Origin of the sequence: Denitrobaculum tricleocarpae, assembly GCF_007004665.1 — a bacterium.
GTDB lineage: Bacteria > Pseudomonadota > Alphaproteobacteria > Kiloniellales > Kiloniellaceae > Denitrobaculum > Denitrobaculum tricleocarpae.
Window position 1 is genome coordinate 100,167 of the sequence record NZ_ML660053.1, and the last position, 13,378, is coordinate 113,544.

The window sequence follows — 13,378 nt, forward strand, 5'->3', positions numbered from 1 at the left end:
TGAATTTGGGGAAAAGTTCCCATCAGGCGCCTGCGGTTGGAGTGCGTAATCTAAAGCTGGCCGCTTAACGCCAGCCCGGATGCATCCTCATCCAGGATGGATCTTTCAAGCTCTTGCGGGTCGGAGTACGCGGACAGCGCGCGCTTTACATGCACGGTCATTGCCTGCGCAGCGGCATCACCGTCCCCATCTTGAATCGCTTCAAAGATCTTGCGGTGCTGCTGTAGAAAAACGCGGTCGTCTGCCGGAGTCGCCAGAAGTTTGTAGCGATGGTAATCAAGCGTCTCGCGCAAGATATCTCCCATGCCGCTCATCAGGTGCATGTAAACGACACTGTCTGCGGCTTTGGCGACGGCCATGTGAAAAGCGACGTCATCCTCTGCTTTGTATTCTTCCGGCCGCTTTGGGTCGGTCATGACGTCGAGTGCATGCTTGATTTCGGCAATCTGCTCGTCAGTCGCGTTTTCAGCCGCCTGACGGGCCGCCCAGGCCTCGATCGCGACACGGATCTGGGCGAAGTCGCGCAGGTTCTTGCGATTTTCGCGAACAAGCGCGGCCAGGGCTGAGTCCTGATCGTCGGAAGCAGCAATCACCCGGGTTCCGCCGCCCTGAACCGCAATGACGAAGCCCTTGGCTTTTAACTGTTGCAGAGCGGCACGCACGGAAACCCGGCTCACGTTCATCATTTCTGCCAGTTGCCGCTCACCGGGAAGTCGTTCACCGGGCATGAGCTTGCCCGTGGCGATCAGCTTCATCAGCTCCTGAGCGACCCTGTCGGCGACCCGCTCACGCGGGATTTCCTGAAACCGGGCGTCATTGTCCGGCGGATTGCTCTCATCTCTGTTCTGCACGGACTTACTTCCTGTATTACCGCTGGGAGATCTGCATAAGCAACGCGGAGGTGAACCCGCGGCCGTTTTATGAGTGCAGTTGTAAGAAAGGTCAAGCAGTGCCCGGCGGCGTTACACAACTCTAATTAGCTTGTAATCTGTGACCATTCTTCGTCAAATCAATCGCTTTGCTATATTTGGCCGGATTCAGGCCTTTTTGCTTCGAGGGTGTTGCGGGAGTGTTGAAGGCATGAAGAGAGCGTTCCAGATGTGCCGAAAGATCTTCTTGTTCTGGAAAATCGCCGAGTCTCAAGGGTTTCACACAGTTTGATGGATGCTCCGATGCAAAGGGACGGATCGCAGGCCGGACTACTGGCGCAGGATGAACCCGCGCCCTTTGAAATTCTTCGTGAAGATGGAACCGCGCCTGTTGTTCTGGTGTGCGACCATGCCACCCGTTTTATTCCACGGGCTCTCAGCAGGCTGGGCCTCGATGAGACTGATCTGGCACGCCACATTGCGTGGGATATCGGCGCTGCCGATGTTACGCGGCATTTGTCCGGCATCCTGAATGCGCCTGCCGTAATCAGTCATTTTTCCCGTCTGGTTGTTGATCCAAATCGGAAGCTGGACCACGATTCCTCGATTCCGGATATCAGTGATGGCGTCACGATCCCCGGGAACCGGGCAATCTCCGCAACCGATCGTCAGGCGCGGCTTGAGACCTTTTTTTATCCTTATCAAAACGCAATCGCCCGCACTCTCGATGAGCGCGCTGAGGCCACCGGCGTCGAACCCGTCCTGATCTCACTCCATAGTTTTACCCCTGTAATGGAAGGGGTGGAGCGGCCCTGGAAAATTGGCGTGCTTTGGAACGAGGACGGTCGTCTGGCCCAGCCGCTGATCGATCGCCTCCGCGCTTCCGGGATTATGGTCGGCGACAATGAGCCTTATTCCGGCCGGATTGGGTTCGGTTACACGACCGAGGCCCATGGCGATGCCCGTGGCCTTGCGAACGTGTTGATCGAGGTGCGTCAGGACCTGATCGACACACACCACGGTGCGCGGGAGTGGGCGGCAACACTGGGGCAGGTCTTGCGCGAGACCTTGAAGAACCCCGAACTTTACAAGAAGCCTCACCTCTAGAGAGGAACGGCCAATAACGGGAGAGTTTCGCCATGGAGCATGTGGAACCCAGCTTTACCATCGGGATTGAAGAAGAGTATCTCCTGGTCGATCGTGAGAGCCGGGATCTGGTGATCGAAGCGCCTGACGGCTTGATGGATGAATGCGAGCGGCGGCTCGATCAACGCGTGAGCCGGGAATTCCTGCAGTCGCAAATCGAAGTCGGCACCAGTAAATGCAATACGATCAAGGAAGCTGCATCGGAACTTGCATTCCTGCGCAAAAACATCTCGGAGGTTGCCGGCGAATACGGCCTGGCGCCCATCGCTGCCTCGACCCATCCCTTCGCCGCCTGGGGCGCTCAAAAGCACACGCCGCGTGAGCGCTACGACGATCTCGCGCGGGATATGCAGGGCGTGGTGCGGCGCCTGCTGATTTGCGGCATGCATGTCCATGTCGGCCTGGACGATGATGATCTGCGCAACGATCTGACCGGACAGATTGCCTATTTTCTGCCACACCTGCTGGCGTTGACAACCTCGTCGCCTTTCTGGAAGGGGGAAGACACAGGCCTGAAGTCCTATCGTCTCTCCGTGTTCAACGAGCTTCCGCGCACCGGTTTGCCCGAGACTTTCGATAGTTTTGATGAGTATGAGCGACACCTGAACGCCCTGGTGAGAGCGGGCGTGATTGAGGATGGCAGCAAGCTCTGGTGGGATGTCAGGCCTTCAGCGCGCTTCCCGACGCTGGAGATGCGGATCGCAGACGCCTGTACAAACATTGCCGACAGCGTGACTGTCGCGGCCATCTACGTCAGCCTCTTACGGATGCTCTACACACTGAAGCGGTCGAACCAGCGCTGGCGGCGCTACGCCAATATGCTGATCCAGGAAAACCGCTGGCGGGCGCAGCGTTACGGCCTAGACGAAGGTCTGATCGATTTCGGCAAGGGCGAGATCTTTCCATACGCCGAGCTGCTGGAGGAAATCCTCGGTTTGATCGAGGAACACGCGAAAGCGCTCGACTGCTGGGACGAGGCCGCTCACGCCCGCCAGATTATCGCCCGGGGGACTTCGGCACACCGGCAAGTGGCTATTTTCAACGCGGCCGTGGAAAACGGCGCCGAAAAGCCGGAAGCCTTGCGGCAGGTCGTAGATTTCCTGATCGAGGAGACGGTAAGCGGCCTCTGACTTGTTTCCTGGCCGTGAAAGCCTCAAGTAGAGTTGATGTCATCCGGGCAAACGGCGTTTCCCTCTGGCCCGGTCGCTGTATTAAAATGTCTGAGAAATTAAGTTTCCAGGACGGATGGGAGCCAGTTAACCATGTCGATCGATCAGAAAACACAAACCGAACTCGAGGCCGCTGCTTTTCGCCGCCTGGTATCGCACCTGCGCGAGAGAACCGACGTTCAGAACATTGACCTTATGAACCTGAGTGGGTTCTGCAGAAACTGTCTCTCCAAATGGTATCTGGCCGCCGCTGAGGAGCGCGGGCTTGATCTTGATTACGATGCGGCACGCGAAACCGTGTACGGCATGCCTTACTCCGAGTGGAAGAGCAAACACCAGACAGAGGCCACGCCAGAGCAAAAAGCGGCTTTCGAAGTGTCACACAAACACCACAGCTAATTTTTTTCCTTTTTTGTTCCCAGTCCCGTTGCCTGAGCCGGGCGGCGGAGATAGTCTGCGCCGCTATTTTACGGAAGGTCGCCGCAGTGATAAGACCTGCGCGCCTGCAACTTAAAAGGGCCACCGGTCAGCACCGGAGCGGCTGGGAGACAGGAGAGATTGAATGGCGGATGTCGGTGGTATCGGTGCGGATCAGCTAAAGTCCTACATCGAGCGAATCGAAAGGCTCGAAGAGGAAAAAGCTGCGACGGCAACGGATATTCGCGAAGTCTATGCCGAGGCCAAAGGCAACGGTTACGACAGCAAAATCATGCGGCAGATCGTGCGGCTGCGTAAAATGGACGAGCAGGACCGCCAGGAGCAGGAAGCAATCCTGGAGCTATACAAGCACGCCCTGGGGTTGACGGAGTCGGCCGAATAAGCCGGCGTCGCCCGGGATTCGAAACTTGAGACTTGTAACTTGTTTTTGATCGAACGCCTGGTTTTTGGTCGAACGCCTGGCTTGATGAGAGACTTGGCACTGTTTGAACAGGCGGCTGCTTTCATTCGGGCCTGTTAAAGGCTGCACGCTCAGCCTCCAACGCGTCGCGGCGAAAACATCCTTCCAGGTGATCGTTGACCAGGCCCATGGCCTGCATGAAGGCGTAGATGGTCGTCGGTCCCACGAAGCTCCATCCGCGTTTCTTGAGGTCTTTGGACAAGGTAGTGGAGTGCTCGGTCGCGGGCATGGCGAGGAGGACTTCCTTCGTCAGGCGCTGTGGACGCGCGTCGCTCGGCGGCTCGAACTGCCAGAAATACGCGGCCAGCGAACCGAACTCATCCCGTAAGGCGCGCGCCCGGCGGGCATTGTTGATGGCCGATTCGATCTTTTTCCGGTTTCTGATGATGTCTGCATTTGCGGTCAGGCGCGCGATGTCCGTTTCGCCGAAATCAGCCAGGCGCTCGAAGTCGAAGCCGGCCATCGCAGCCCGGAAGCTCTCGCGCTTTCGCAGGATTGTGAGCCAGGATAGACCGACCTGGAAGCCTTCCAGGCAAACCTTTTCGAAAAGACGCCTGTCGTCCCCGACGGGCTGGCCCCACTCGCTGTCGTGATAGGCCAGATAGTCCTTGTGGCCCCCGTGCCACCAGCAGCGGCAATGTCCGTCATCGCCTCTGACCAGACCTTCAATTTCTGTCGTTTCCGTCACGTGATGACCAGCCTCAAGACACGGGTTTAGCTCCGACCAATATCAGAGCGAGTAAGTTTTTTTCTCAGCCAAACAAAGCGTTAGGCAACTCTATTGGAGGGGGAATGGGGGATAAAGGGGCTTTACCCCACGTGCGGAATAAAAATTCAATTAGTCCTTCCGAAGCCGTTGACAGACTCGACAAAACACTCTTTACTGCAAATGCAAATCATTCTTATTAACTTTGACGAATACGATGACCCACCCGCAAGACGCAGGTAAAGCTTGGATGAGCGAATTGAGCGACGGACAACAGCTTGTTGTCTGGTCATTCCGTCGCTGGCTGAGCGGTGAGCAGAACTGGTCGACCGTATGGAACGAGTTCGCCGTGCGTTTCGGTGCGGAGCCGGCGCGGCCGATCCTGACGAGCTTTATCCGGCTGGTCGATGCCATTCGTTCAGGCGCGCGCCGGGCTGTTCACTATCATCAGCCCTGCTGCCCCTGTGTCGGTGCCGATGAAGCGCTCCTGACGTCTCTCGTCGGAGCGGCCCAGGCCGGGCGGCGTGACCTCGTGCGCAGTTATGCCCTAGAGATGGTCCAGGATCCGATGGCGGATGCACTGGTGGAACGGGCGCTCGATCTCGCGACCGTGCTTTCCGAGCGTGGGGTGGAGGTGCCACACCAGCGGGAATGGAAGTCTTTCTCCGGCGCGCAGCCCGTGCCAAAGGATGAGCAGGTAACGCTGCACTAAGCATTTGTAGAACGCAGACCGGCAAAGTTCGGTCCAAGGTTTGAACACTCGAACGAAAAAACTTAAGGCGGAAAAGAACATGACAAATAAGATCGGTCTCGTGGTGGCGGCAGGTCTTGTGGCGGCGTCTCAGATGGCGTTGCCCGCAGTGGCGCAGGCGGCGCCCTCCAAAGCAGACGTGCTGCGGACGTACGGGGACATTGCACTTGCCGGCTATGAAGACTCGCTGATCACGGCACAAACCCTGAAGTCTGCTGTTGATGCCCTTGTTGCCGCGCCGTCGGATAGAACACTGTTGCAAGCCCGTGCGGCGTGGCTTGCCGCGCGCGAACCCTATCAGCAGACAGAGGTTTACCGTTTTGGCAATGCCATCGTTGATGACTGGGAAGGCCGGGTAAATGCCTGGCCGCTCGATGAGGGCCTGATCGATTACGTCGCGACCAGCTATGGCACCGAGTCCGACGAGAACGCCTTCTATACTGTCAATGTGATTGCCAATCCCAAGCTGAAAGTGGCCGGTCAGGAGATTGACGCCAGCCAGATTACTCCGGCTCTTCTGGCGGAGGAATTACAGGAGGCCGGCGAGGTTGAGGCCAATGTCGCGACCGGCTACCACGCCATCGAGTTTCTGCTCTGGGGGCAGGACCTGAATGGCACCGGCGCCGGCGCGGGCAATCGTCCCGCGACGGACTTCGATCCCGCCAACTGTACGGGTGGGAACTGTGATCGCCGTGTTTCCTACCTGACGGCTGCGACGAACCTTCTGATCGCAGATCTGGAGGAAATGGTCGCCAACTGGCAGCCCGGTGCCGCTGCACGTGTTGCTTTGGCCCAGAACGGCGAAGACACCGGACTTGCGACGATCCTGACCGGTATGGGCTCACTCTCTTACGGTGAACTGGCCGGCGAGCGTATGAAGCTGGGCCTGTTGCTCAATGATCCGGAAGAAGAACACGATTGCTTCGCCGACAACACGCACAATTCGCACTATTACAACGTTGTGGGTATTCTAAACGTCTATAACGGACGCTATCGCCGGATCGACGGCTCGGTCGTCGAGGGACCCAGCATTGGTGATCTTGTCTCCGCTGCCGACAGCGGGGTTGACGCAGAACTGAGCGGTAAGCTCAACCAGACCCTGATCGCTGCCGAGAGCATGGTGCGCCGGGCGGAGACCATCGAGGCTTACGATCAGATGATCGGCGAGGGTAACGAAAAAGGAAATGCCGCGGTGCAAGGCGTCATCGACGCCCTAGTCTCGCAGACCACCTCGATCGAGCGCGCTGTTGCGGCCCTGAAGCTGAACAACATTGCCTTCGAAGGCTCCGACAGCCTGGATGATCCTTCCGCGGTCTTCCAGTAAGCCAGGCCTCTCCACCCTCTCCGCGGGCGGGGGGACAGACACAGTGATCCACCTCTCACTGACTTTGTCTGTCCCCCCAATTTTTTGCCTGATCGGTCGAGCGCTCAAACGCAGTCCAGCAAGCTAGCGAACGGACCTTGTGCACCGTCGCGGTTACTCTACCAGCGCGGTTGACCTCAAAAATGTCATAGACAGGACTTTAAGCTTTGCAAGACCGGTGCTAAGCTAGCGCGCGTGTGGCGAAGTCTTTCCACTCAAAGGCGGGAAGACGACAGGGCGGAGTGAGTGTCCCCCGTCTATCTTATTGAGAAGTAAGAAAGTTAATCGGCGATGCATTTGCCATCTGTGATCACAGGCGCAGCTCTTTTTTGCGCTGTCACAGCTGCCGCTGCCGCAGCGGTACTCGCCCATCGCGATGATCTAAATAGCGCGGATAGGTTGAAAATCGAATCTGTCACAGCTTTGACAGATGACTTTTCGAAAGCGGAAAAGTTCGAGCGCTGGCCAGCGGGTGCGGGGACCTCCAAGAAGCATTTCAACGCCGACGCCTTTTCGCATTTCCTGAGCAATCTCTCCTTCGAAGAAGAGCAGCTGGCAAAAGTCGGAAACGGTATTTTCAAGAAAATCTGGGTTTCCTCACCTGCCTCGACACGGGCCTCGGATGGTCTGGGGCCGCTGTTCAACGCGCGCGCCTGTCAGCATTGCCATTTGAAAGACGGCCGCGGCCGTCCGCCTGCCGAGGGTGACGATGCAGTTTCCATGTTCTTGCGTCTGTCCGTGCCGCCGGGGACCGAAGCGCAGGAGGCGGCACTGCGGGCGGGGGAGATCGGTCTTATCCCTGAACCGACCTACGGAACACAGCTCCAGAATTTTGCGGTCCCGGGTCACAGTGCCGAAGGCAGAATGGTCATTCGTTACGAGGAACTGCCCGTCACGCTCAACGGCGGAGAGACGATCTATCTGCGTAAGCCGAGCTATTCGATCGATGAGCTCGCCTATGGCCCCCTAAGCCCCGACACCCTGCTAAGTCCCCGTGTTGCCAATCAAATGATCGGTCTTGGGCTGCTGGAAGCAATCCACGAGGGGGATCTTCTGGCGCTTGCGGACCCGGAGGATGCCGATGGCGACGGCATCTCGGGGCGCCCCAACTGGGTGCGCGACGATGAGAGCGGCAAGATGCTTGTCGGGCGTTTTGGCTGGAAAGCGGGTAATCCGACAGTTCGCCAACAATCGGCGCACGCCTTTACCGGCGATATCGGGATCTCGACCAGTATGACACCAGCACATTGGGGGGAGTGCACGGAGCAGCAGGAAGACTGCCGCAGTGCGCCCGATGGGGTGCAATTGGCGTTCGGCGAGGTGGAAGCGCCCGACAATGTGCTTGACCTCGTGACCTTCTACGCCCGAAATCTTGCGGTCCCGGCACGGCGCGATCCGGATGATCCCGATGTCCTGGCGGGCAAGGCGCTTTTCTACGACGCCGGATGCGTTTCCTGTCATACACCGAAATTCGTGACCCGGCGCGATGCCCAGCCCGAGGCTCATGCTTTTCAGCTGATCTGGCCCTACAGCGATTTGCTGCTGCACGATATGGGCGAGGGGCTGGCCGACAACCGGCCCGAGTGGAAGGCCAATGGCCGGGAGTGGCGCACAGCGCCGCTTTGGGGAATAGGTTTGACCGAGACGGTCAATGGCCATACGAAGTTCCTCCACGACGGCCGGGCCCGGAATCTGCTTGAAGCAATTCTCTGGCACGGCGGCGAAGCGGAGCAGTCTCGGCAAAAAGTTGTCGACATGACCCCTGGGGAACGAGAAGCCCTTTTGGCTTTCGTTGGATCACTGTAACAGGATCTCGGCAGATGCGCGGATATAAGGTTCTGATTTTTAGTCTTTTTGCGACCGGCGCGGTCAACATTGGACCCGGCGTCGCGGCAGAGGCGGAGGGTGACGGCGCAAAGCCGGATTATGCGGCCATCGTTCAGGCGACAGTGACGGGACATATCCGTCCCGCCTACAGCCGGATGGCGAAGGCCAGCAAAAATCTGGCACTGATCATGAAGGCCGCCTGCCGGACCGACGAGGGCGTAACGACGCCCACGATCACAAAGTCCTTCATGGATGTGGCGTCAGCCTGGGTGTCTGTTCAACATATTCGGTTCGGCCCGGTGAAAGATGAAAACCGCTATGAGCGTATTTCCTTTTGGCCCGATCCCAAAAACCTCACGTCCCGTCAAATGTCCGCGGTTCTGGTAAAGCGTGATGCAACCGTGATCAACGCGGAGACCTTGGCGAAAAAATCTATTGCATTGCAGGGGCTGACGGCCCTTGAACGCCTCATGACAATGGCTCCTGCGGAAGACCGGGAAGAAGCGGTCTTTCGCTGCGAATACGCCCAGGCCATCACCGATAATCTGGTGCAAATCTCGAGCTCCGTCGAGGCTGACTGGGCGGCAGATAAGGACTTTCCGCGCCTGCTTGGAACGCCGGGACCCGAGAACCCGCTGTATCGGGATCATCGCGAAGCTGCTCTGGAGGTCATGAAATCCCTGAGTGCAGGCCTGCAGTTCCTGCACGAGCGTAAACTGGTGGCACCACTTGGCGAAACGCTTGAGAAGGCCCGTCCCAAGCGCGCCGAATTCTGGCGGTCCGGGACCACGCTGGATGCCCTGGATGCGAACTTCGAGACGCTGATGGAGCTCTACACAAAGAGCGGCATCTCGGCTTACGTCAAGTCGGTGGATGAGGGGCTCGATAAGACCCTGATGACCTCTTACGAGCAGGCACTTGTGACCCTCAAAGGGATCGAAAAACCCTTCGTTGAAGCAGCGACGGATAAGGCGCTACGCCCGAAAATGGATTACCTGCGGTTTCTTGCCGAGGATCTTCAACTTCGATCATCCGGTAACCTCGCCAACACCCTTGGTCTCTCGTTGGGCTTCAATGCGTTGGACGGCGACTGAACTTGAAACTCCTGACCCGCAGGCATGCGCTTGGTTTGTGTGGCGGCAGTATCCTCTCGTCCCTTGCAGCTCAAGGCGCCTTAGCTCACTCCCGACGTGAAGAGGGACCTCTGTTTCTGACATCCGCTACGCGTGATGGGGGGCAACACGGGGGAGCGATTCTGAGTAGTGACGGCGAGTTGCTCGCCGAGTTTGCGCTTCCGGAGCGTGGTCACGGTGCTGCCTTGAGGCCGGGAACGCGGGATGCCGTGATATTTGCCCGCCGCCCGGGTACCTTTGCCCTGGTCTTGGATACCGGGACAGGAATGACGCGCCAGCTGATACCGTCCCGTCGAGACCGGCATTTTTACGGCCACGGCTGCTATTCGCGTGATGGCGCTATCCTCTTCGCGACGGAGAATGATTTCGACGGCGAGCGCGGTGTTATCGGCCTTTACGATGCCCGAGACGGCTACCGGCGCGTCGGTGAGTTTCCATGCCACGGCATTGGCCCTCACGAGATGGCTCTCATGCCTGATGGGAGAACGCTCGTCGTGGCCAATGGCGGTATTCTGACCCATCCCGATGCGCCGCGCATGAAGCTCAATCTGGCCGAGATGGCGCCTTCCATTGCGTTCATAGACGCAACGAGCGGAGACTTGCTCCTGCGACACACGCCACCTGACGAGCTCCGTCAGCTTTCGTTGCGCCATCTTTCTGTGCGCGGGGATGGCTGTGTCGCTGCCGTTGCGCAGTGGGAAGGGGCCGTGCTGGAGCAGCCGCCGCTGATCGCCTTACTGGACAGGGATACCGGGCTGCGCTTCCAGGTCGCCCCGCCAGCGGTTGCGCCCAGAATGCGGAACTACTGTGGGTCAGTCGCCTTTTCGAAAGACGGCGAGAGATTCGCCGTGTCTTCGCCACGCGGCGGACTGATTACGATCTGGGGTGGCGATGGAAACTATCGTGAAGCCATCGCGCTTGAAGACGGCTGTGGACTTGCGGCAGGTGCTGGAGGCTTTGTTTTTACGTCTGGGCGGGGCGTGGTCACGTCAGATGGTTCTCGCGAGATGCGCCGGCACGAAGAGATCGCCTTCGACAATCATCTGATTGCGCTTAACAGACCCTAAGACGGGTTTTTCGGCCTCCGGAAGGATGAAGGCGGGCGGCCATAGGTCGCGCGAAAGGCGTCGTTGAAACGCCGGACGCTGTTGAAACCGGCTTCGAACGCAATATCCGCCAGCGGCCGGCCGCTGCTGTCGATCAGGCGTTTGGCGACCTGTACCCGATGGGTGGCGGCGATGGCGCTGGGGCTCGCACCCACGTGTTGCATGAAAAGGCGCGAGAGGTGCCTTGCGCCGATCCCCAGTTTATCCGCTAAGGTCTCCACGCTTTCCTGATCCAGGAAACCCTCTTCAATCAGACGCATAGCCCGGGCAACTGTGGTTGCCGTTCCGCGCCATGCGGGGCTGCCCGGCGCGGTCTCCGGGCGGCATCTCAGGCAGGGCCGGAAACCGGCCCGTTCCGCGGCGGCGGCGGAGGGATAGAAAGTCACGTTTTTGGAATGGGCGCAGCGCACCGGGCAGATCGGCCGGCAATAGATCTTGGTCGTCCGCACACCGGTGAAAAAGAAACCGTCATACCGCCGGTCCCTCGCAATGCGCGCACGGTCGCAGGCCTCCCAGTCGCGCCAGATCTCCGGATCGATGTGTAGGTTCGGGATCAGGTCCGTTTGTGTATTCATGATACGCCTATTATGCCTCGGGCGCGGCCCGATACTAGTGTGGTGGAACTGAAGTTCGTGTCCTTTATGACGTCTTTGCAAGTTACACGGTTAGGCGCGAGGTCTGCAGTGATGTGGAGCATCACAAGGTCCTCGCAACGACATCCGCGGGACTTGCAAAGGCGCCGGAAAGGTCGCTTTTGCGGTTCTCTGAAGGGCGTCACCGCCGCTCGCCGATGCTTTGGCATCGCCAGCGCGACGCTTCCTGCTCAGAAAACCGCAGAAGCGATCATAAATGATACGAACTTCAGTTCCACCACACTAGCTGAAATCGGACTCGGTCCCGCGCTGTGCCGGGACGGAGTCCGATCCCGGCCAGACAGAGGCCTGTCCCCATCGTCTTTTAGCAGCCTCAGGGAAACGAATTTGGGAGCTATGAATGTCGGCAAGTTCAGTTCTTCAGCAGGCGGCACAGCACGCCGTCGATTATCTGCAGGCGATCGACAAGCAGCCGATTAGGACCTCGGCGAGCCTATCCGAATTGAGGAGGCGGCTGGGACGGGAGTTACCTGAACACGGCGTGCCGGCCATAGAAGTCATCGATGATCTGGTTGCGGATGCTGCCGGCGGCATTCTCGGGTCCGGCAGTGGCCGCTTCTATGGATGGGTGATCGGGGGCAGCCTTCCGGTTGCCCTGGCGGCTGACTGGCTGACCTCGACCTGGGATCAAAATGCCGCCTCGAACGTCACGGCGCCCGCGGAAGCCGTGGTGGAAGAGATCGCCGGTGCCTGGTTGAAGCACATTCTTAATCTGCCGGACGAGGCCTCATTCGCCTTCGTCACCGGTTGCCAGATGGCGCATACCACAGCCTTTGCGGCAGCCCGGCATCACTTGCTTCAGCAGCGCGGATGGGATGTCGAGGTCAAGGGGCTGCAGGGCGCGCCGAACATCCGTGTTCTGACCAGTGAAAACCGTCACGAGTCGATCCTGCGCGCCGTCCGTCTGCTCGGACTCGGAACCGAAGCGGTCACCTATGTCGCAAGCGATAGCGAGGGCCGTATGGATCCGGGAGCGCTGGATGCCGCGTTGAGTGGCCCGGCGGATCGCGCCACGATCGTTTCCCTTCAGGCCGGAGATCTCAACACTGGGGTATTTGACGTCTTCAAGGCGCTTTGCCCGATCGCGCGCAAGCATGAAGCCTGGGTCCATGTGGACGGCGCCTTCGGACTCTGGGCGGCTGCCAGTCCCCGCTACCGGCATCTGCTCGAGGGTGTGGAACAGGCCAATTCCTGGGCCACCGACGGTCACAAGTGGCTCAATCTGCCGTTTGATTCAGGCTTCGTTTTCGTTGCGGAGCCAGCGGCACACCGGGCCGCCTTTTCCCAAGCGACCAGCTATGCCGTGCCGCTTGAGGATCTTCGCAATCAAAAGGATTGGAATCCGGAATGGTCACGCCGTGGCCGGGGCTTTGCCGCTTACGCCGCTCTTCGTCATCTGGGCAGGTTGGGGGTCCAGGATCTTGTCGAACGCTGCTGCGACCATGCCTGCCGTCTTGTAGAGAGTATTGCGGCGCTGGAAGGTGCGGAAGCACTTGCGCACCCGGTAATCAACCAGGGCCTGGTCCGGTTCCTATCCCCGGACGGCGATCACGACCGGCGTACGGACGAGGTGATCGCGGCCCTCCAGAGCAGCGGTGACGTATGGTTCGGCGGTGTTACCTGGCAGGGGAAGCGTGCGATGCGCATCTCGGTCTGCAATTGGCTGACGACCGATGCGGATATTGATCGAACAATAGAGGTTGTCCGGCGCGTTTTGCGGGAAATGTCCCGCCCTTCGATATGACGGGCTGTGGCAT

General features: G+C 58.9%; 13 protein-coding genes. 10 read left to right on the forward strand and 3 right to left on the reverse strand.

Translation table 11 applies throughout. From position 1 onward, the window contains the following. Nucleotides 1–50: 50 nt before the first annotated feature. Nucleotides 51–851, reverse strand: a complete 801-nt coding sequence (locus tag FKG95_RS05285) for a FadR/GntR family transcriptional regulator (RefSeq protein WP_142895296.1) — start codon at nucleotides 849–851, stop codon at nucleotides 51–53. 321 nt (nucleotides 852–1,172) lie between these two features. Here FKG95_RS05285 and FKG95_RS05290 point away from each other — a divergent pair, with 321 nt between their 5' ends. From FKG95_RS05290 to FKG95_RS05305, 4 genes are all read left to right on the forward strand, one after another. Next, entirely contained in the window at nucleotides 1,173–1,976 is an 804-nt protein-coding gene (locus tag FKG95_RS05290) for an N-formylglutamate amidohydrolase (RefSeq protein ID WP_179953939.1), read from the forward strand. A 32-nt stretch (nucleotides 1,977–2,008) separates the two neighbouring features. Next, the gene (locus FKG95_RS05295) at nucleotides 2,009–3,145 is read left to right on the forward strand and encodes a carboxylate-amine ligase (RefSeq protein ID WP_142895298.1); all 1,137 of its coding nucleotides are present in this window, start codon (nucleotides 2,009–2,011) and stop codon (nucleotides 3,143–3,145) included. A gap of 132 nt (nucleotides 3,146–3,277) precedes the next feature. Continuing rightward, entirely contained in the window at nucleotides 3,278–3,583 is a 306-nt protein-coding gene (locus FKG95_RS05300) for a DUF1244 domain-containing protein (RefSeq protein WP_218940077.1), read from the forward strand. Between the two features lie 163 nt (nucleotides 3,584–3,746). Beyond that, entirely contained in the window at nucleotides 3,747–4,004 is a 258-nt protein-coding gene (locus FKG95_RS05305; RefSeq protein WP_142895299.1) for a DUF2312 domain-containing protein, read from the forward strand. A 121-nt stretch (nucleotides 4,005–4,125) separates the two neighbouring features. On the opposite strand, the gene FKG95_RS05310 is transcribed toward FKG95_RS05305, so the two are convergent. Continuing rightward, a complete protein-coding gene (locus tag FKG95_RS05310; protein WP_142895300.1) occupies nucleotides 4,126–4,770 on the reverse strand; it encodes a DNA-3-methyladenine glycosylase I in 645 nt (214 codons plus the stop codon). Between the two features lie 268 nt (nucleotides 4,771–5,038). Between FKG95_RS05310 and FKG95_RS05315 the strand changes: the two genes are divergently transcribed. From FKG95_RS05315 to FKG95_RS05335, 5 genes are all read left to right on the forward strand, one after another. Continuing rightward, nucleotides 5,039–5,500 carry a hypothetical protein gene (locus FKG95_RS05315; protein ID WP_142895301.1) on the forward strand — a complete coding sequence of 154 codons (462 nt, stop codon included), beginning with the start codon at nucleotides 5,039–5,041 and terminating at the stop codon, nucleotides 5,498–5,500. 79 nt (nucleotides 5,501–5,579) lie between these two features. Then, nucleotides 5,580–6,863: an imelysin family protein gene (locus FKG95_RS05320; RefSeq protein ID WP_179953940.1), complete on the forward strand. Its 1,284-nt coding sequence runs from the start codon at nucleotides 5,580–5,582 to the stop codon at nucleotides 6,861–6,863. A 462-nt stretch (nucleotides 6,864–7,325) separates the two neighbouring features. Then, nucleotides 7,326–8,708: a di-heme oxidoreductase family protein gene (locus FKG95_RS05325; protein WP_246116695.1), complete on the forward strand. Its 1,383-nt coding sequence runs from the start codon at nucleotides 7,326–7,328 to the stop codon at nucleotides 8,706–8,708. 14 nt (nucleotides 8,709–8,722) lie between these two features. After that, complete coding sequence (locus FKG95_RS05330) at nucleotides 8,723–9,823, forward strand: imelysin family protein (protein WP_142895303.1); 1,101 nt, start codon at nucleotides 8,723–8,725, stop codon at nucleotides 9,821–9,823. 179 nt (nucleotides 9,824–10,002) lie between these two features. After that, nucleotides 10,003–10,929: a DUF1513 domain-containing protein gene (locus tag FKG95_RS05335; protein WP_179953941.1), complete on the forward strand. Its 927-nt coding sequence runs from the start codon at nucleotides 10,003–10,005 to the stop codon at nucleotides 10,927–10,929. Here the strand turns inward: FKG95_RS05335 and FKG95_RS05340 are convergent. After that, the gene (locus FKG95_RS05340) at nucleotides 10,926–11,543 is read right to left on the reverse strand and encodes a bifunctional transcriptional activator/DNA repair enzyme AdaA (protein WP_142895305.1); all 618 of its coding nucleotides are present in this window, start codon (nucleotides 11,541–11,543) and stop codon (nucleotides 10,926–10,928) included. The genes FKG95_RS05335 and FKG95_RS05340 overlap by 4 nt on opposite strands. 418 nt (nucleotides 11,544–11,961) lie before the next feature. Here FKG95_RS05340 and FKG95_RS05345 point away from each other — a divergent pair, with 418 nt between their 5' ends. Beyond that, nucleotides 11,962–13,365: a pyridoxal phosphate-dependent decarboxylase family protein gene (locus FKG95_RS05345; protein WP_142895306.1), complete on the forward strand. Its 1,404-nt coding sequence runs from the start codon at nucleotides 11,962–11,964 to the stop codon at nucleotides 13,363–13,365. Nucleotides 13,366–13,378 lie beyond the last annotated feature (13 nt).